The 18,633-nt window shown below is 40.1% G+C and carries 16 protein-coding genes; 7 read left to right on the forward strand and 9 right to left on the reverse strand.

The window, feature by feature from the left end; all coding sequences use genetic code 11:
* Window positions 1-5: 5 nt before the first annotated feature.
* Window positions 6-2,384, reverse strand: a complete 2,379-nt coding sequence (gene ppsA, locus FTV03_RS05390; protein ID WP_180005234.1) for a phosphoenolpyruvate synthase — start codon at window positions 2,382-2,384, stop codon at window positions 6-8.
* Window positions 2,385-2,537: 153 nt separating this feature from the next.
* Here ppsA and FTV03_RS05395 point away from each other — a divergent pair, with 153 nt between their 5' ends.
* Entirely contained in the window at window positions 2,538-3,374 is an 837-nt protein-coding gene (locus FTV03_RS05395) for a pyruvate, water dikinase regulatory protein (protein WP_078193964.1), read from the forward strand.
* 1,001 nt (window positions 3,375-4,375) lie between these two features.
* Here FTV03_RS05395 and FTV03_RS05400 read toward each other — a convergent pair.
* From FTV03_RS05400 to FTV03_RS05420, 5 genes are all read right to left on the reverse strand, one after another.
* Window positions 4,376-4,948, reverse strand: coding sequence for a flavoprotein (locus tag FTV03_RS05400; RefSeq protein WP_180004943.1), 573 nt, complete (start codon window positions 4,946-4,948; stop codon window positions 4,376-4,378).
* 263 nt (window positions 4,949-5,211) lie between these two features.
* Window positions 5,212-5,688, reverse strand: coding sequence for an inner membrane protein YiaA (gene yiaA / locus FTV03_RS05405; protein WP_078193962.1), 477 nt, complete (start codon window positions 5,686-5,688; stop codon window positions 5,212-5,214).
* Between the two features lie 233 nt (window positions 5,689-5,921).
* Window positions 5,922-6,929, reverse strand: a complete 1,008-nt coding sequence (locus FTV03_RS05410) for an LLM class flavin-dependent oxidoreductase (RefSeq protein WP_180022017.1) — start codon at window positions 6,927-6,929, stop codon at window positions 5,922-5,924.
* 178 nt (window positions 6,930-7,107) lie between these two features.
* Window positions 7,108-7,635: a hypothetical protein gene (locus FTV03_RS05415; RefSeq protein ID WP_168377731.1), complete on the reverse strand. Its 528-nt coding sequence runs from the start codon at window positions 7,633-7,635 to the stop codon at window positions 7,108-7,110.
* Between the two features lie 286 nt (window positions 7,636-7,921).
* Window positions 7,922-8,350 carry a glycine zipper domain-containing protein gene (locus tag FTV03_RS05420; protein ID WP_078193959.1) on the reverse strand — a complete coding sequence of 143 codons (429 nt, stop codon included), beginning with the start codon at window positions 8,348-8,350 and terminating at the stop codon, window positions 7,922-7,924.
* A gap of 368 nt (window positions 8,351-8,718) precedes the next feature.
* Between FTV03_RS05420 and prfA the strand changes: the two genes are divergently transcribed.
* Complete coding sequence (gene prfA / locus FTV03_RS05425) at window positions 8,719-9,807, forward strand: peptide chain release factor 1 (RefSeq protein ID WP_078188570.1); 1,089 nt, start codon at window positions 8,719-8,721, stop codon at window positions 9,805-9,807.
* On the forward strand, window positions 9,807-10,625 hold the full coding sequence (gene prmC / locus FTV03_RS05430) for a peptide chain release factor N(5)-glutamine methyltransferase (RefSeq protein WP_180040372.1): 819 nt from the start codon (window positions 9,807-9,809) through the stop codon (window positions 10,623-10,625). Before prfA ends, prmC begins: the two co-directional genes overlap by 1 nt.
* Window positions 10,626-10,701: 76 nt before the next feature.
* Here the strand turns inward: prmC and FTV03_RS05435 are convergent, their stop codons facing one another.
* A complete protein-coding gene (locus FTV03_RS05435) occupies window positions 10,702-11,055 on the reverse strand; it encodes a hypothetical protein (RefSeq protein WP_078188566.1) in 354 nt (117 codons plus the stop codon).
* Window positions 11,056-11,255: 200 nt separating this feature from the next.
* The gene (locus FTV03_RS05440; RefSeq protein WP_180040374.1) at window positions 11,256-12,290 is read right to left on the reverse strand and encodes an AraC family transcriptional regulator; all 1,035 of its coding nucleotides are present in this window, start codon (window positions 12,288-12,290) and stop codon (window positions 11,256-11,258) included.
* Window positions 12,291-12,431: 141 nt separating this feature from the next.
* Between FTV03_RS05440 and FTV03_RS05445 the strand changes: the two genes are divergently transcribed.
* The 3 genes from FTV03_RS05445 to FTV03_RS05455 all read left to right on the forward strand — a co-directional run bounded on the left by FTV03_RS05445 (window position 12,432) and on the right by FTV03_RS05455 (window position 16,612).
* Window positions 12,432-13,202: an SDR family NAD(P)-dependent oxidoreductase gene (locus tag FTV03_RS05445; RefSeq protein WP_180040376.1), complete on the forward strand. Its 771-nt coding sequence runs from the start codon at window positions 12,432-12,434 to the stop codon at window positions 13,200-13,202.
* 319 nt (window positions 13,203-13,521) lie between these two features.
* The gene (locus FTV03_RS05450) at window positions 13,522-14,658 is read left to right on the forward strand and encodes an acyl-CoA dehydrogenase family protein (RefSeq protein ID WP_078193952.1); all 1,137 of its coding nucleotides are present in this window, start codon (window positions 13,522-13,524) and stop codon (window positions 14,656-14,658) included.
* 310 nt (window positions 14,659-14,968) lie between these two features.
* Complete coding sequence (locus FTV03_RS05455; RefSeq protein ID WP_180022023.1) at window positions 14,969-16,612, forward strand: AMP-binding protein; 1,644 nt, start codon at window positions 14,969-14,971, stop codon at window positions 16,610-16,612.
* Window positions 16,613-16,710: 98 nt separating this feature from the next.
* On the opposite strand, the gene FTV03_RS05460 is transcribed toward FTV03_RS05455, so the two are convergent.
* Window positions 16,711-17,910, reverse strand: a complete 1,200-nt coding sequence (locus tag FTV03_RS05460; RefSeq protein WP_257220683.1) for a multidrug effflux MFS transporter — start codon at window positions 17,908-17,910, stop codon at window positions 16,711-16,713.
* A 71-nt stretch (window positions 17,911-17,981) separates the two neighbouring features.
* Here FTV03_RS05460 and FTV03_RS05465 point away from each other — a divergent pair, with 71 nt between their 5' ends.
* Entirely contained in the window at window positions 17,982-18,584 is a 603-nt protein-coding gene (locus FTV03_RS05465) for a TetR/AcrR family transcriptional regulator (RefSeq protein ID WP_180022024.1), read from the forward strand.
* Window positions 18,585-18,633: the final 49 nt, after the last annotated feature.

Genomic DNA, 18,633 nt, shown 5'->3' on the forward strand with positions numbered 1-18,633 from the left:
GTTTATTAAGCTTGTTGAGCTTTTTCTTCAGAAAGGAAGAACCAAGTGTCTAATACTGAGTCTGGGTTAAGCGAAACAGACTCAATGCCTTGTTCCATTAACCATTTAGCTAGGTCAGGGTGATCTGAAGGGCCTTGACCACAAATACCTACGTATTTGCCAGCTTTACGACAAGCATGGATTGCCATAGAAAGAAGTGCTTTAACGGCTGGATCACGTTCATCAAATAGGTGAGAAACGATACCAGAGTCACGGTCTAGACCGAGTGTTAACTGAGTTAAGTCGTTAGAACCGATAGAGAAACCGTCGAAGTGTTCAAGGAACTGTTCAGCCAACAATGCGTTAGTTGGAAGTTCACACATCATGATCACTTTAAGACCATTTTCACCACGTTTAAGACCGTTAAGCGCTAACAATTCAATAACTCGTTTCGCTTCAGCAACAGTACGTACGAAAGGAATCATGATTTGAATGTTAGTTAAGCCCATTTCATCACGTGCTTTTTTCAGTGCGCGGCATTCAAGTTCGAAGCAGTCACGGAAGTTGTCAGACACATAGCGGCTAGCACCACGGAAGCCTAGCATTGGGTTTTCTTCTTCAGGTTCGTATAACTTACCACCGATTAAGTTTGCATATTCGTTTGACTTAAAGTCAGACATACGAACAATCACTGGTTTGTCAGCAAACGCTGCAGCAAGTGTAGAAATACCTTCAACTAGTTTTTCAACATAGAATTCGATAGGAGATGCATAACCTGCAGTACGTGACATTACAGCAGCACGAGTTTCACGTGGTAAGCTGTCAATGTTAAGCAATGCTTTAGGGTGTACACCGATCATACGGTTGATGATGAACTCAAGACGAGCAAGACCAACACCTTCGTTAGGAATTTGAGCAAAGTCAAATGCGCGGTCAGGGTTACCTACGTTCATCATGATTTTGAACGGAAGTTTAGGCATAGATTCGATAGAGTTGCGTTGGATTTCAAAGTCCAAAGAACCTTCGTAAATAAAGCCTGTGTCACCTTCAGCGCAAGACACAGTCACTTCTTGACCGTCAGTCAATACTTCAGTTGCATTACCACAACCTACGATTGCAGGAACACCAAGTTCACGTGCAATAATCGCAGCGTGACAAGTACGACCACCACGGTTAGTGACAATCGCAGCAGCACGTTTCATTACTGGTTCCCAATCTGGGTCAGTCATGTCAGATACAAGTACGTCGCCGTCTTGAACTTTGTCCATTTCTTTGATTGAAGTCACGATACGCACGCGACCAGAACCAATACGTTGACCGATTGAACGACCTTCACAAATCACATTACCTTTTTGTTTAAGAAGGTAGCGTTCCATTGTGCCTACATTTTGACGGCTCTTCACAGTTTCAGGACGTGCTTGAACGATATAGATTTGGCCATCATCGCCATCTTTCGCCCATTCGATGTCCATTGCTGAACCATAGTGGTTTTCAATGATCAATGCTTGTTTAGCAAGTTCTTGAAGTTCGTGGTCATTTAAAGCGAATTGTTGACGATCTGCTTTTTCAACGTCTACAACAACCACTGACTTACCTGCAGCACCTTCTTCACCATAAATCATTTTTTGGTGTTTAGAACCAAGGTTACGACGTAATACAGCGTGTTTGCCTGCATTTAAAAGTGGTTTAGATACATAGAATTCGTCAGGGTTTACAGCACCTTGTACAACCATTTCACCCAAGCCATAAGAAGCTGTGATGAAAACTGCGTCGCGGAAACCAGATTCTGTATCTAGTGTAAACATTACACCAGCTGCACCTGTTTCAGAGCGAACCATGCGTTGAACACCTGCAGATAACGCAACGACGTCATGTGCGAAGTTTTGGTGTACACGGTAAGAAATTGCGCGGTCGTTATAAAGTGAAGCAAATACTTCTTTAATCGCAATAAGGACGTTGTCGATACCACGGATGTTCAAGAAAGTTTCTTGTTGGCCAGCAAATGAAGCATCTGGTAAGTCTTCTGCTGTTGCAGATGAGCGAACGGCAACCGCGATATCAGGGTTGCCGTTTGAAAGAGCTGTGAAAGCCTCACGAATTTCTGTTTCAAGTTCAGCTGTAAGCGGAGTGTCTACAATCCATTGACGGATTTTTGCACCAGTTTCAGCAAGTGCATTTACATCGTCAACATTGAGTGCAGCAAGTTCAGCGTTAATTTTAGCGTTTAGGCCACTTTGCTCGAGGAATTCACGATATGCTTGAGCTGTAGTAGCAAAACCACCAGGAACAGATACACCAGCATTTGCGAGATGGCTGATCATTTCACCTAATGATGAGTTTTTACCACCCACGAGTTCTACGTCGTGTTTCCCTAATTTTTCTAGACCAATTACGCGCGCTTCCAAAGTTGTTACTCCACTTTTGCAGTATTAATCACTATCTTGGCATGAAATTATAACAAATTACTTAGCATTCTAAATTTACTAAGTGACAGTCATGTAAGATGGTTTACTATAAAGATTATATAGCACTAAGACAAATTTTGGAGGAGAATTTTAATGTCAGAAGGTAAACAGATTCAGCGTAGTGTTTTCTTTGTTTCGGATGGGACAGCGATTACCGCAGAAACGCTTGGTCATTCACTGTTAGCCCAGTTCCCTCATGTAGATTTTGACATTCATATTATTCCATATATTACCTCTGAAGAAGCTGCTACAAATGTGGTTGCAGAGATCAATCTTAGAGCGCAGCAAGACGGTCAAAAGCCTTTGGTGTTTGATACCCTTGTAGACCCGTATGTACGTGACATTATTAATACTGCAAATGCGATAAATCTTGATGTTTTTGAAGGGCTTATTAGTAAACTGTCTGACGAGTTAGGTACTGCGCCTACGACTTTAGTCGGTCAAACCCATGCAGTAACAGATTCTGAGTCTTATAAAGCGCGTATTGATGCGGTGCATTTTGCTTTAGATAACGATGATGGGGCACGTACTCGTCATTATGATAAAGCCGACTTAATTTTAATCGGGGTATCACGTTCGGGTAAAACACCAACTTCCATCTATCTCTCTTTGCAATTTGGTATTCGTGTAGCGAACTATCCGTTGACAGAAGAAGACTTGGATGACAACCGTTTACCTGCAGTTTTACGTGAGCATAAACATAAGTTATTTGGCTTGATGATTGATGCAGAGCGCCTTGTAGCAATTCGTTCAGAACGTAAGGCCAATAGCCGTTATGCAAGTTTTAGTCAGTGCCAGATGGAATTACGTGCGATTGAAGGTATTTATATTTCAGAAGGAATTAAATACTTAAACGTGTCGGAAATGTCGATTGAAGAAATTTCAACACGTGTTTTACAAATGACAGGACTGAAACGTCGCATTGGTTAAGTGTAAATTGAGCTACTTCGGTGGCTCTTTTAATGATAATAAATTACTGTATAAATTATATAAAAATAGTATTAATTTTTGACTTGTCATACTTTTAATGAATGATAAATATTTAAAATATTGATGAAAATTTTTCTCAACATTTAGACTTAAAATTTAAGCAAATTCTGTATTCAAATGTGTACCAATTTGATGAATTTTTTTAGCTGAAAATTTATAAAATATGGCCTAATTGACAGCTTCAATCTTTTAAAATAATCCGTGTATTGCTGTGTTTTTATCTATGAATTAAGCCTGAATAATCTACTTGATAAGAGTAGTGTATATACTAGATTTAGCACATACAGTTTAATATTTGATCATAATTTTAAAAAATACTGATTTAAATGCTAAAAAAATAGGCAGAAAATAGAATAAAAAATAATCAAACAGTCGCTTTTAGGTGTTAAATCTCAAGAAATGGCATCATTTATTTAATTGATGTGGGTGGGGAATGCTCGAATTGAGACTATTTAGGCTTTAAAAGCAGATATGAAGTGATATTAAAATTGGATTTTTAGCAGTTATTTTCTTATTGAATATAGATTAGAACATAAGTAAATGTCGGCTGAATATGAGCATCGGTATAAATTTTCCTACTTATAATTAGTCATTAAAAGAGTTGTGTAAGACCAGATTAAGCGACTGAAAATTTATTGGTTTGAAATAAAATTTTCATGAAGAATTGATCATAACTATTCAAAAATCGCACTTCTATAAATGAACTGTAGCTGATGATGCAGGTCGGAGGCATGATTTAAGTCTGAGCGCTGAAAAAGCATGTAGCACGATTAAAGCTATTTTCATTTATGGATTTTTAAGAATCCTTAGCCTTACCGAATAGAAGTATTCAATAACGTAGGGGATCTAGCAAAAGCCACCAGAGATGGCTATTGGTGTTGTGAGTTTTGATCAATCGGATAAATTCTAGTAATTGTCATGTGAAAATAATTGCAATGTAATTACTTTTCTTTAGGCTGGTTAGATTCGCTGCGCACAATGACATCACACTCAAACGTATGCTCATCTAAAGCCGTGATTGAATTACTCTGAATTTTTGCAATAGGCCAAGTGTTTAAGATGCAGTTGGGCTGCTGTAATGCTGCATAATAATGATCCGATTTTAGGAAGGTTTTGTTCTGAATTGCGGTATTTGGACTGAGTAAATGTCTTAACCAATGGTTCGGCACTTGATCTTCTAAAAAGCGAATCGCCAAAATACTCTTAATACGATTGCTAAATAAACGTCGATTTTTTGCAATCAGTGGATGTTGAATTAATTTATTCAATAGACGTTCAGTACGCGGTAAAACAAATTGCGGTTTGATTTGATAGACCATGATGTTATCTGCAACCTGACATAGATGATGTAGTTCAGAGACCACATGCTGATCTATCCCAATAATGGCGATTTTTTGATTCTTAAAGTCATAATCTTTGATCTGTTCTGAACTGATGATCGTTCCACGAAAGTGTTCAAAATCCTCTAGATGATTATTAAAAATATGGTGGGTTGCATCCTGCTTGTTGGCCATATTTATTCCTTGTCTTTTGTTTTTTTAGTTGAGTCTTAGATAGGAATATATTCTGTGATGGGCCAGTCGGGGTAAAGCGTTTTTTCAGTCTGATGAGTCATACAATTTGTCTAGAATTGATTTGCTTGGCCCTTGTCATTTATACATTTCTAGGAGTGAACTGATTTTTTTATGCGTTGTAGTTCATTAACCGCTCAAGCAGATCGATAAAACAATGAGCGACCTGCATGAACAGCTTTTGAGATCTATAAATTTTGTGAGTTTTAAAGTGGTTCATCATCTGATGAGTTATAGTCAAGCTGACTCGGGGTTGAATGCTTAAGTTCGGGTTGGTCGGTATGTGTACGTAAATAGTCCATATCACGAATATTTTTTTGTACAGCAACTGCACCAAACAAACTCATTAGGAAAGCCATCATGTAAAACCCTTTTTCACTTAATGCCAGTTCAGCATTCCATAGACCAATGGCAAGAAGTACGAGGCAAATAATGACGGATGCCCAGCACAGTCCAAAGTAGATTGCAGTGACATGCATTCCTTCTAAACGGTCACGAATGATTTTTTGTAGTGAAACCGATGAAAATAATCCATAAAGCAATAAAATGAGATAAAAGCCTTTTTCATTCAGCATCATATTTGCATTGAATAAACCTATGCAAAACACTACAGCGCCTAAAATGAGTGCACACCAACTTGCTGCGATAAATGCGGGTGTGGGTTTATTAATATATTGGCTCATTTGCTTATTTTTCTCTTTGATTTGCTTATGTTTAATATTTATACAGGAATAAAAATGAGTAAAGCAATTATTTCGTTGAAGCAATGATGGTTTTTAAGTACAGGTTTGGTCGTTGTTAGCCGAAACCATATTATCTGTTGACTGCTATCCGTCTAAAGAACCACAAAACATGTAGTCACAATTCTGCCTTTAGACGGATTAAACGCTTGGATTAGATTATTAAGCTTAGAGTCTTAAGCGAGATCATTTTTGATTTGCATTAAACGTTCGAAATTTTCAATGCGCTTATCGGTATCGTAAATGTCGCAGGTGAAAATAAACTCATCAACGTCATATTTAGTGAGTAGGTTTTCTAAACCTGTTCGAACAGTTGCATTTGAACCGACTTGTCCCATAGCGTAGAAATTATCAACAGACAGCTTTTCTGCAGCAGACCATAAGCCTTGCATACTGTCGACCGGAGCTTTGAGTTTTAAACTTTGACCACGCATTAAACCTAAAACCCGTTGGTAAGCACTCGTTGCTAGATATTCTGCTTCTTCATCTGTTTCAGCAACAACCGTTGGTACGCCCATAGACACATAAGGTTGATCTAAATATTTGGATGCTTGGAAATTTTCACGATAGAGCTGAATTGCTTGTCCAAGCATGCGTGGTGCGAAATGTGAAGCAAATGAATAGGGTAGACCTAAACGTGCAGCGAGTTGTGCACTGAACAGACTTGAACCTAAAAGCCATACAGGAACATGTGTATTTTGTCCCGGTGTAGCAATGATGCGCTGCTGTGGCTCAGGTGCTTTAAAGTATTGCAATATCTCAAGGACATCTTGTGGAAATTGATCTTCGGTTTCCTGACGGCCACGGCGTAAAGCGCGCATGGTGGTTTGGTCAGTACCCGGCGCACGACCTAAGCCGAGTTCAATACGGCCGGGATATAGCGTTTCAAGCGTGCCAAATTGTTCAGCGACAACCAAAGGTGCATGGTTGGGCAACATAATCCCGCCTGAACCGAGCTTGATGGATTGTGTATTTGCTAAGAGATAACCGAGTAAAACCGCAGTTGCAGAACTTGCGATGCCATCCATATTGTGGTGTTCGGCTAACCATAGACGCTCATAGCCAAGTTGTTCTGCTTTCTGTGCTAACTGGAGTGCATGTTTGAGTGAAAATTCGATGGTTTTATCATCTCGAACAGGTGCGAGTTCAAGTATTGAAAATTTTGTATCGGCTAGAGTACGCATGTTTTCTCTCAGAGATCTTTATATCGAAATAATACGATATAAAACGCCTAATGTATATCGAATAAATTCGATATATTGGTTGGGCTGTGTAAAAAGTCAACTTTTGGTATATCTAAACTTTTTTTATAAACAAAAAAAGCACCCGAAGGTGCTGATTTTTTTCATTGAAATATCTCGATTAACGTTTACCGTTTTTGTACCAACCTAAGTGACGACCATTGTCTCCACGGTAGCCTCGGTCGTTGTAGCTGTAATTATTGGTACGATAGCCACGGTTGTTATAACGACGGTCATAGCGATCATCATAACGACCATTGTAGCGGTCATCATAGCGACGGTCTTCAGACACTTTTTTACCTAGTGCAGAACCACCAGCTGAACCAAGTGCAGCACCGATATAACCACCGTTTGTGCCGCCCATGTTTTTACCTACGGTATAACCACCTGCGCCACCAAGTGCACCACCGATGATGGCACCATTACGGTCACGTTTGTTTGCCGATGCTGCTGCACCTGCACCGCCACCAATTGCTGAACCAATCATTGCGCCAGTTTGGCCGCCAACTTGGTTACCGATTGCTGCACCAACAACACCACCTAAAGCAGATGTTAATGCAGTATTGGTGCTATTACCTGCATGTGTTGCAGTCATAGTAAGTGCTGAAGCGGCAATTGCTGCACTGAATAGAATTTTATTAATTTTCATTTTTAAACTCCTTACGAAGCATGATGTTTATCTGTTGATATCAATATATGAAAACACATAGCGAATATTTGGAGCGTGATGTGAAATAAAATACGTATTCCGTTGCTGCAATGTAAATTTTGCACTTTATTTCTACATGATTGATTACATGGATAGAGTGGATCAACTCTACATATTTGAGGTGCAATAAATAAAGTTGTATTTATCATTTGAAAAAAGGCGATACATAAAAAAAGCACCCGAAGGTGCTATTTTCACTATTCAATAAGGACTCACTAATTTTGAATTAGTGACGACGACGGTAACGTTTTTTGTATTTACGTTCTTGGTGTTTGTCGTAAGCTTTATCTTTAGAGATTTTATTACCTAGAGCAGCACCACCAGCAGCACCTAGTGCAGAACCAATGTAACCACCGTTTGTACCGCCCATGCTTTTACCAACGGTATAACCTGTACCGCCACCTAAAGCACCACCGATTGCAGATTCTGTACGGTTACGTTTATTACTTGCTACCGCAGCACCACCAGCACCACCAAGAGCAGCACCAATTGTAGCGCCGGTATTACCGCCCATGTTTTTACCAATTGCAGTACCTGCAACACTACCTAATGCACTAGCTGCAGCAACGCGTGTTGTACTATCTGCATTTGCAGACACAGTGAACATAGAAGCAGTTGCTAGAGTGGCTGTCATTAAAAGAGTATTCAGTTTCATAGTTCACTCCATGTCCTTCATAAACGCGAGGACTTTTTGATAATCATTTCGATGGCAGTAAATGTAACAAAACTATTCGCTATAAATATGGAGAGCTTTCTCTTTATTTGGTGATTTGAGTGTCTAGTTTGTATAAGTTTTATTAATATTGTGAAAAAAAAGGTCGAATGCTGAAAATCTGTACGACTTTATGGAGAAAGGTAGGAGTGATGAAGTTCACACTTTGATATTTAGGGTCATTGATAGGCCAAAAAACAATATATATGTCATTTCAGACCCATTATCGGTACACTAGCCCCATTATTTTGAATTTTGGCATATCCGTGAAAGTTTAGCGGTAGAGCCTGTGTATTGAGATTTTTTGAAAAATGAAAGAATCGTTACGTTTACGATTAGATCAGCTCTCTGACCGTCACGAAGAATTAAATGCATTACTCGCAGATGTAGAAGTCATTTCAGACAATAAACGTTTCCGTCAGTTGTCACGTGAGCATAGTGATTTATCTGAAATCACTGAAGTTTGGAAAAAATACCGTCAAGCAGAAGAAGATATTGAGACTGCTGAAGTGATGATGACGGATCCAGATTTCAAAGAAATGGCCGTTGAAGAAATTAAAGAAAATAAAGCTTTGATTGGTCAGCTTGAAGCAGACTTAAACATTCTGATGATTCCAAAAGATCCGAATGATGCGAACTCTGCCTATTTAGAAATCCGTGCCGGAACGGGTGGTGACGAAGCTGCCATTTTCTCGGGTGACTTGTATCGAATGTACAGTAAATATGCTGAATCACAAGGTTGGCGTATTGAAGTGTTGTCTGAAAATGACGGCGAACATGGCGGTTATAAAGAAGTAATTTGCCTCATCAATGGTGAAGGCGTATATGGCCGCTTAAAATTTGAAAGTGGTGCGCATCGTGTACAGCGTGTTCCTGCAACTGAGTCACAAGGTCGTGTGCATACTTCGGCATGTACTGTTGCGATTTTGCCGGAAATTGATGTAGACACCAGTGTAGAAATTAATCCTTCAGAACTACGTATTGATACCTATCGTGCATCAGGTGCGGGTGGTCAGCACATTAACAAAACTGACTCTGCTGTACGTATTACCCATATTCCAACGGGTACAGTTGTAGAATGTCAGGACGAACGTTCACAACATAAAAACAAAGCCAAAGCGATGGCGCTATTGGTTTCTCGTTTAGAAAATGCTAAACGCGCAGCGGCAGATGCAGCGACGTCTGAAATGCGTCGTGACTTGGTAGGTTCTGGTGACCGTTCTGAGCGTATTCGTACCTATAACTATCCACAAGGTCGTATGACTGATCATCGTATTAACTTAACACTGTATAAGTTAGATGCAGTGATGGAAGGTGATTTGACTGAATTGCTAGATAGTTTGCATCGTGAATATCAAGCCGATCAGTTGGCATTATTAGCACAGCAGAATGGTGGCTAATGAATATTGCACAGGCTTTGGCCTATCGTGGTGAACCTGAAAGTTATGAACGTCAGGAAAATGCGTGGTTGTTAGAGCACATCACCAAGATTGATTCTTTTGATTTAATCATGAAAAAGGATCAAGAATTGACGGCAGAACAAGAACAACTCTATGTCGACAGTCTTGCTCGTATTGCAGCAGGTGAGCCTTTGGCTTATGTCACAGGTTCTCAGCCATTTTGGACGCTAGATTTAAAAGTGACTAAAGATACTTTGGTTCCACGTCCTGATACGGAAGTACTCGTTGAAACTGTACTCCGTTTAGAACTTCCTGAAGATGCTCGTGTGGTCGATTTAGGAACAGGAACTGGTGCTGTAGCCTTGTCATTAGCCAGTGAACGTCCAGAGTGGTCAATTGTAGCTTCGGATATTTACGAACCTACCTTGGAAGTTGCTGAGTTTAATGCCAAAAAGCATGATCTTGAACATGTGCAGTTTGTCTTAGGTTCTTGGTTGAAACCCTTTGGTCGTGCTTTCTTTGATGTAATTGTGTCAAATCCGCCGTATATCGATGCTGATGATGTACACATGAAAGATTTGGCGACAGAGCCTGAACGTGCTTTGGTTGCGGACAATCATGGGCTTGCAGATATTGAGCAAATCATTCTTCAAGCCAAAAAACATTTAACCGTGAATGGGTGGGTGGTGCTTGAACATGGCTATGACCAAGGTGAAGCAGTCAGACATTTGTTCTTACGAGTTGGATATCGAAATGTTCGGACTGTAAAAGATTATGGTGGAAATGACCGTGTCAGCTTAGGTCAGTGGCAACATTGATTTGGTATTAGAGATAGTCAAAAATAAAGCGCATTGAATGCGCTTTATTTTTTTGTTTTTGATATTCGATCAATACTTACATTGGGTAGTCTTGTAAGCTATCGAAAACTTCAACTTGTTCTAAAGCTGCTGTTTCTACTGCAAGACAGTAAGCAATAATTTTTGCAGTTGCATTCACTAAATTTTCATCTTTTAGATTTGCACCTGCTTGAATTGCTTCAATGTCATCCGCTTGGATATCCAGTGCATGAGCAACTTCAACTGCATTTTCAGTGCTAAAAAATTGTGAGATCAAATTTTGCAAATCGATATCTGCGACAGTTTTAAGCTGTTCATGAAACAGTTCATCAATTGCGTCAATCTGAGTGAAAAGAGAATCTGAAAAGTTTTGAACAAGTTGTTGTTCAAGAACATCAATCATCTTAAGCATAGGATAGCCTTTCAAGGAGATGCAGGAGAATTGAAAAATAAATAAGCAAAGTGCTTTAAATTGAGTGAAAAATAACCTAATTAGACTAAAGTAGCAATCGTTCAAGGATGAATGGTCAGTCTATTTATTGAATATTTTTAAGTTATTGATTTTCTATTAATTAGATGAATATTCAATTTATAAATAGCGAATATCAAATTCTAGGCCTTGAATTCAGGCGCATTATTTTGTCGATACGCACCGGGACTGACGCCTGTCCATTTTTTAAATGCCCGATGAAAAGCACTCGGATCATGAAAATTTAGTTCTTCACTGATATCTTGCAAACTTTTATCGGTATGGGTTAAAAAATCGATGGCAGTATCACGTCGGATATCATTTTTGAGTTGTTGATAACTCACACCTTCACTTTTAAGACGGCGATGCATGGTGGCTTCCGACATATTCATTTTGACCGCCAACTCATAAAACTCTAACCATTCGGCAGGAGAAACGTCTAACAGTTGTTTACGAATTTGGCTACTGAGCGCATACGGGTTTTTAAAGCGCACCAAAAGGTTTTCAGGCGTTTGTTGTAGGAATTGATACCATGAACGTGTGTCTTGTTTGATTGGCAGGGTTAAATAACTGGCATCTAGTTGTATATAGTTTTGACTGGCTTGGTAATGAATATTTTCACAAAAGCGAACTTTATAGTCGTGATCATCAAGCGGCGCATCACATTTGAATTGGATTTGATTTAACAAAATTCGTTGTCCACTCAGCCAGCACAGTAGCGTATGGATGAGCATTAAATAAGTTGCATAGCTGAACATGCGTTTAGGCGCTTGTTGGTCATAGATCACGATATAAGCAAAGTGATCTTCAATGGTTAAATCACTATGCAATTCATCTAAAACCAGATTTAAAAACTGCAAAATTTGCTTGAGTGCATCTCCCAAAGTGCTGTTATGCATGACCATTTTTGAAAGCAGTTTGAAACTACCACGTCGCATGGCATGCCGATCCATGCCAAAAAATTCATCATCCATCACATCTGCAAGATGAGTCCATAAAGCCGCATATTGTGAAACGGAAACTCTGGTTTTACTCGATAGCAGTAACTCAGAGGGAATACCCGCCTTTTGTAAAATAGCAGAAATATCAAATTGCTTTTTTTGCGCATCGTATAATGCTTCATGCACCAAGTCGATTGAAATCGTCCCTTTGCTGTATTCGAGTCCATGCTTCGGCATATGTGCGGATAGGTCCTTGTTCAGAATTGTCCAAATACATCAGAAAAGATGCAACATTTGGAAATTGTACTGAATAAATTCTCTGTTTACTCTGCATCTTAAGTCGAATTTAAAACAAGACATCGTAAATAGGGAATTGATATGGACATTAAAGGAAAAGTTTTTGTTGTGACTGGTGGTGCATCAGGACTAGGCGCTGCGACAGCAACACATCTGATTGGCCTGGGTGCAAAAGTGATTATTGTGGATATGAATCATGAGCATGGCGAAGCGATGCAACGTCAACTGGGTGATCATGCCAAATTTGTTCAATTGGATGTTACCGATGAACAAGCGGTCGGTACTTTCTTTGTACAAGTTGAAGCGGAATTTGGTCAACTTAATGGCTTAGTGAACTGTGCAGGTATCGCACCCTCTGCAAAAGTTTTAGGTCGTGACGGATTACATGATTTGGCGATGTTCCAAAAAGTATTAAATATTAATGTTTCAGGCACATTCAATATGCTGCGCTATGCGGCACAACTGATTGCTAAATATGAATTAAAAGCAGGTGAAGAAGAGCGTGGCGTAATTGTGAATACGGCATCGGTAGCGGCTTTTGATGGTCAAATTGGTCAGTCGGCTTATGCAGCATCAAAAGGGGCAGTGGTTGCAATGACATTACCTCTTGCACGTGAGCTTGCACGTGAATCAATCCGTGTGATGACCATTGCTCCGGGCATTATGGAAACGCCGATGCTCAAAGGCTTAGCACAAAATGTACAAGATGCTTTGGGGCAAATGGTGCCTTTCCCTCCACGTTTAGCAAAACCACAAGAGTTTGCAAACTTAGTGACGCATATTTTTGAAAATGCTTATCTCAATGGCGAAGTGATACGTCTTGATGGCGCGATCCGTATGCAGCCTAAATAGTTATTTATTAAAACTGCTTATTCAGGCTTCTACGACGGAGTCTGATCGAGAATAACTTTGTTGACAGTAGCTCATCTTGTTACTTTTGTTTTAGGCAAAAGTAACCAAAATCATTGTCATTTGCAAAACTCGTCATCAAGTATTTATTGATTTACGGGTCGCAGAAACACTAGAGATTAATAGCGTCCTGCCTCAGACAGTTGTAAATGACGTCGTCGTGTATCCAACTTTGCTTTATACAGCCAAAGAATTTTTAATTCCGCAGTTATCCAACATTTAAAGCTATACGCGCTATAAAAGATTTAGAAAAGGAAGTCTCATGATTTTAAATGATGAACAAAAAATGGTTCAGGACATGATGCGAAGCTATTCGCAAGAAAAACTGAAACCAACGGCTGCAGAGCGTGACAAAACGGCAGCATTTCCTGCACAAGAGCTAAAGGAACTTGGTGAGCTGGGTGCTTTAGGCATGACGGTTTCTGACGAATGGGGTGGTGCAGGTTTAGACTATGTGTCTTTGGTTGTTGCCTTAGAAGAAATTGCTGCAGGTGATGGTGCGATTTCGACGATTGTCAGCGTACAAAACTCACTGCCATGTGGCATTACGCAGCGTTATGGTACAGAAGCACAAAAAGAAAAATACTTAAAAAAATTAGCCACTGGCGAATGGTTAGGTTGTTTTTGCTTAACAGAACCACAAGTGGGTTCAGATGCGAGTGCATTGGAATGTAAAGCGGAGCGTGATGGTGATGAGTGGGTGTTAAATGGCACCAAGCAATTTATTACCACAGGAAAACATGCCCAAGTTGCCTTAGTTTTTGCGGTAACGGACAAGTCTGCAGGTAAAAAAGGGATTTCGTGCTTTTTAGTACCAACGGATGCGCCAGGTTATATCGTATCGCGATTAGAAGACAAAATGGGTCAGCATTGTTCCGATACAGCAACTATTGTTTTAGATGACTGTCGTATTCCTGCGGATAGTCTTTTAGGCCAAGAGGGGGAAGGCTATAAAATTGCCTTATCAAACCTAGAGTCAGGTCGAATTGGTATTGCTGCGCAGTCTGTGGGTATGGCCCGTGCGGCATTAGATGCGGCTGTTGAATATGCCAATGAACGCAAGGCATTTGGGGTGGAGATTGTACAGCATCAGGCCGTGGCATTTCGCCTAGCAGATATGGCCACCCAAATTGAGGCGGCACGCCAATTAATCTTCCATGCAGCGACTTTAAAAGATGCCGGTTTTCCATGTTTAAAAGAAGCCTCAATGGCGAAACTTTTTGCATCGACGATGGCTGAACGAGTGTGTTCAGATGCGATTCAAATTCATGGGGGCTATGGTTATGTATCTGATTTCCCAGTAGAACGAATTTATCGTGATGTGCGTGTCAGTCAAATCTATGAAGGTGCGTCGGACATTCAACGTCTGGTGATTGCACGTGAAGTAACCAAAGGATAGCTGGTTAAGAAATAGACTTTGGTCGATGTTCAAACCCTGCAATGGCGTTGATGGTTATGGAAATTGCAGGGCACATCCAAACATGGTTATCTAGGTATAGACAGTCTAAAAATAGGTAGTTTACGAATAGATTGTCGAAGAGTATAAGTTTCAAAACTAAAAAACCGACATTGCAATCGGTGTATGGAAAAGCAGTTAAAGCGGATGTGGCAAAGGAATCGTCACTAGTACGCAGTGGTACAACAACAAGATGAATAAACCTCAAAGTCTTGCACTTTGAATCATAGAGAACAGGATAGGAATTGTCGTCATGAAGACACTAGAACAAGCATATCGTGATTTTAATTTTGAAAAGATGGTTACAGAACAATTGGTCGGTACGCCAAGTTCAATCAATGCTTATGATGAATGTTGTGGGCGCTATGTTGGGCAAAATAGAACTGCGCTGATCTGGGAAGGTAAAAATGGTGAATCTGAGCAATGGACTTTTGAGCAATTAGATTTAGCTTCTGCACAATTGGCAAATTATTATCAGCGCATTGGATTGAAAGCAGGTGATTGCATTGCAGGTCTATTACCCCGTACAGCAGAGTTATTGATCACCGTATTGGCAACATGGCGTATAGGGGCAATTTATCAGCCTTTATTTACGGCATTTGAGTCCAAAGCGATTGAGCATCGGGTGCAAACTGCGGGAACAAAGCTGATTGTAACCAACACTGAGCAACGATCAAAACTCAATCATATTGATTTACCACATATTTTAACCGTGCATGCCGATCAAGCGATTCAGACAGATCCTGACTTTTGGTCAGAGCTGCAACTTCATGACACCGCATATAACTCAGTACCCCGTTCTTTTGATGATGAATTTTTAATGATGTTTACCTCAGGGACGACGGGTTTAGCCAAGTCTGTACCTGTGCCACACAAAGCGTTGTTGGCATTTAAAGGATATATGACACATGCGGTTGATTTGCGTGATGAAGATTCATTTTGGAATTTAGCAGATCCGGGTTGGGCTTATGGTTTGTACTATGGAATTGCAGGGCCTTTAAGTTTAGGGCACAGCATTATTATGGATGAACGTGCTTTTAGTGTTGATCACGCACTTCAAGTCATCAAAAAATATAAAGTCAGCAATTTGACCGGTTCACCAACGGCTTTTCGTATGTTCTTTGGGTTTAAAGAAAAATTTGATGAATCCATAAAATCACATTTACGGGTTGTGAGTAGCGCAGGAGAGCCACTAACTCCCGAAGTGATTCAATGGTTTAATCACGACTTAAACGTCAATATTTATGACCAATATGGACAAACGGAACTCGGTATGGTGATTGCAAATCATCATGCTTTAGAACACTACAAAAAAGTGGGTTCAGCCGGTTTTGCTATACCGGGACATCGTTTCGCGGTGCTTGATAAAGACCATCAAGAAATTGAACGTGGTGGGATTGGAACATTGGCATTAGACTGGTCGCAATCTCCACTCATGTGGTTCACGGGCTATGGCGGCAATAACCGTAAAGCCTTTGTCGGGAACTACTATTTAACTGGTGATACTGTTAGGTTAAATGAAGAAGGCGGCATTGATTTTGTGGGTCGTGCTGACGATGTCATTACAACGTCAGGCTATCGTGTAGGGCCTTTCGATGTGGAAAGCACATTATTAGAGTGCGAAGAGGTTTTAGAATCGGCAGTTGTCGGTAAGCCTGATCCTGAGCGTACAGAATTGGTCAAAGCTTTTGTGGTATTGAAACCACAATATCAAGCAAGTTCAGAACTCATGGATAAGCTACAAGCCTATGTGCGATCTCGTTTATCCAAGCATGCTTATCCAAAAGAAATTGAATTTGTAGATGGGTTGCCTAAAACATCGAGTGGAAAAATCCAACGTAATCTGTTGAAACAACAAGAAGTGGCCAAAGCGCAATTAATGCAAAAGGTCAGTTAAGTTTAGGCTGAGATAGATTAAAGGAAAGGCTGCGTAAATGCAGCCTTTTTTGATTTGCTTATTTAAGTTGGATAATAATTATTTTTGAGTTTGCAATTTTAATGCTGAGACATCGGTAAATGTTTTGGAAAGCTAATGAGGCAAAGCTGTGCAGAAATAAGTGCACAAGCAAACATGATTGTGACTAAACCTAAGCTGCCAAAATTACTAAATTTACCGGTTAAAGTTGTAATGATCGCACCAAAGCCAAATTGTAAAGCACCTAATAATGCAGATGCTGTACCAGCATTTTTATGCTGAAACATAAGAGCCAAATGGCTTCCGGTAGGCATAATGAAACCTAAAAGTGCAACGGCGATAAATAGTGCGCTACAGAAGAATATTAGATTTGAATAGCCTGAGCATTGTGCAAGGAGCAATACAGCCATAATGAGTAAGAAACTGCTGTTCATGATTTTATAGGCATTCAGTGGTCCAAATTTTTCATGCACTTTGGGGTTAAAGATTGCAGCAGCAATTAAACCAAATGCATTGAATGCAAAGAGCAGGCTAAATTGGGTAGAACTCAACTGATACTCACTGATAAATACACTGGCTGAACCAGCGATATAGGCAAAGAAGCCAGCTTGTGCAATACACAGTGTGAGTGAGTAAATGATGAACTTACGATCCCTGATAATTTGCCCATATAATTTGATGGTTTGTGAGAGCTTGAATTGTTGACGCAATTCCACTTGACGTGTTTCAGGGAGTAGCATTGCAACGGCTGCCAATACAATCGCGGCATATACGGCTAAAAAAATAAAAATATTTCGCCATGAACCTAAAGCCTGTAAGCCATCGCCAATTAGAGGTGCAGCCACCGGTGAAAGGCCTAATATCGCCAAAACCATTGACATCATTTTGCCCATTGCCGGGCCTTGAAACTGATCTTTGATAATCGCAAAGGCAATCACCATCCCAATTGAACCACCTAAACCTTGAATAAAGCGAATCCATTGTAATTGTTCAACGCTTTGTGCAAATGTGCAGCCGATCGAGCCTAAAATATAAATCCCTAAACCTAAGTAAATAAGCGGCTTACGGCCAAATTTATCCGATAGTGGGCCATACATCAGCTGGCCAAGCATTAAACCCACAAAAAATGTCATCAAACTCAGTTGGATCGCACCTTCGCTACTCCCTAAAGATGTTGCCATAACGGGAATGCTTGGTAGGTACATATCAATACCTATCGGGCCGATGGTTGCGAGTAATGCAATGAGTATGGGCATTGCACGTGTATTTGATGCTGTCATAATGTGGTTGGATCTTGTGGAAAGCAGCGCATTCTGAAACTTATCGGTTTCCTAAGTCAAAGAGAGCAGCATTGGCAAAACTAGGCCGTCCTTTGGTCATGTCGGCAGAACAGCGGCGTGCAGAAATTTTTTCTATTGCAGAACAACTCTTTGGTGAGAAGGGCTTTGAAAATGTCACCATGTCTGAAATTGCGACCGCAGCAGGTATGTCTAAAAAAACGCTATATGTGTATTTTTCTGATAAACGTGAACTGCTTATTTCATTGGTTGAGTCGTCCTATATCTGGACTGAAGATGCTTTTGATGCCAATAGTTTAGATCGTGTGTTGGCCTTGCAGAATCAGTTGAAGAAAATCGCTGAGCATGTCCTGTCCGAGCGGCATATTAAGTTGTGCCGACTGGCGATCGCAGAGCGTGTTGGTGTTGATGGAATAAGTGATACTTTTTATGAAAAAGGTATCGCCAAAAGCCGAGATCATTTGATTCATACTGTGAGTCATATTCCAAGTGCCCAATTTGTATTGAACTTAAATGCAGATATCATGGCGGATATGTTATTTGGTGCAACCATTTCGAAGCCTTTCGTCGATTTACTATTTTTAAATCAGCAGATCGATATGCAGCAGGTAAATACGGCAATTGAACAAAGTATTCAGGCTTTGTTTAAAATGTGAATGCCTAAATTTTCATAGCAAAATTGAATATTTATTTTCGTCCTTATCT

It is taken from the genome of Acinetobacter sp. YH12218 (assembly GCF_013417925.1).
GTDB lineage: Bacteria > Pseudomonadota > Gammaproteobacteria > Pseudomonadales > Moraxellaceae > Acinetobacter > Acinetobacter amyesii.

Excerpts from the sequence above, each read along its gene's own strand:
- FTV03_RS05395 (WP_078193964.1), top strand. The coding sequence starts at position 2,538 with ATGTCAGAAGGTAAACAGATTCAGCGTAGTGTTTTCTTTGTTTCGGAT.
- FTV03_RS05400 (WP_180004943.1), bottom strand. The coding sequence starts at position 4,948 with ATGGCCAACAAGCAGGATGCAACCCACCATATTTTTAATAATCATCTA.
- yiaA (WP_078193962.1), bottom strand. The coding sequence starts at position 5,688 with ATGAGCCAATATATTAATAAACCCACACCCGCATTTATCGCAGCAAGT.
- FTV03_RS05410 (WP_180022017.1), bottom strand. The coding sequence starts at position 6,929 with ATGCGTACTCTAGCCGATACAAAATTTTCAATACTTGAACTCGCACCT.
- FTV03_RS05415 (WP_168377731.1), bottom strand. The coding sequence starts at position 7,635 with ATGAAAATTAATAAAATTCTATTCAGTGCAGCAATTGCCGCTTCAGCA.
- FTV03_RS05420 (WP_078193959.1), bottom strand. The coding sequence starts at position 8,350 with ATGAAACTGAATACTCTTTTAATGACAGCCACTCTAGCAACTGCTTCT.
- prfA (WP_078188570.1), top strand. The coding sequence starts at position 8,719 with ATGAAAGAATCGTTACGTTTACGATTAGATCAGCTCTCTGACCGTCAC.
- prmC (WP_180040372.1), top strand. The coding sequence starts at position 9,807 with ATGAATATTGCACAGGCTTTGGCCTATCGTGGTGAACCTGAAAGTTAT.
- FTV03_RS05435 (WP_078188566.1), bottom strand. The coding sequence starts at position 11,055 with ATGCTTAAGATGATTGATGTTCTTGAACAACAACTTGTTCAAAACTTT.
- FTV03_RS05440 (WP_180040374.1), bottom strand. The coding sequence starts at position 12,290 with ATGCCGAAGCATGGACTCGAATACAGCAAAGGGACGATTTCAATCGAC.
- FTV03_RS05445 (WP_180040376.1), top strand. The coding sequence starts at position 12,432 with ATGGACATTAAAGGAAAAGTTTTTGTTGTGACTGGTGGTGCATCAGGA.
- FTV03_RS05450 (WP_078193952.1), top strand. The coding sequence starts at position 13,522 with ATGATTTTAAATGATGAACAAAAAATGGTTCAGGACATGATGCGAAGC.
- FTV03_RS05455 (WP_180022023.1), top strand. The coding sequence starts at position 14,969 with ATGAAGACACTAGAACAAGCATATCGTGATTTTAATTTTGAAAAGATG.
- FTV03_RS05460 (WP_257220683.1), bottom strand. The coding sequence starts at position 17,910 with ATGACAGCATCAAATACACGTGCAATGCCCATACTCATTGCATTACTC.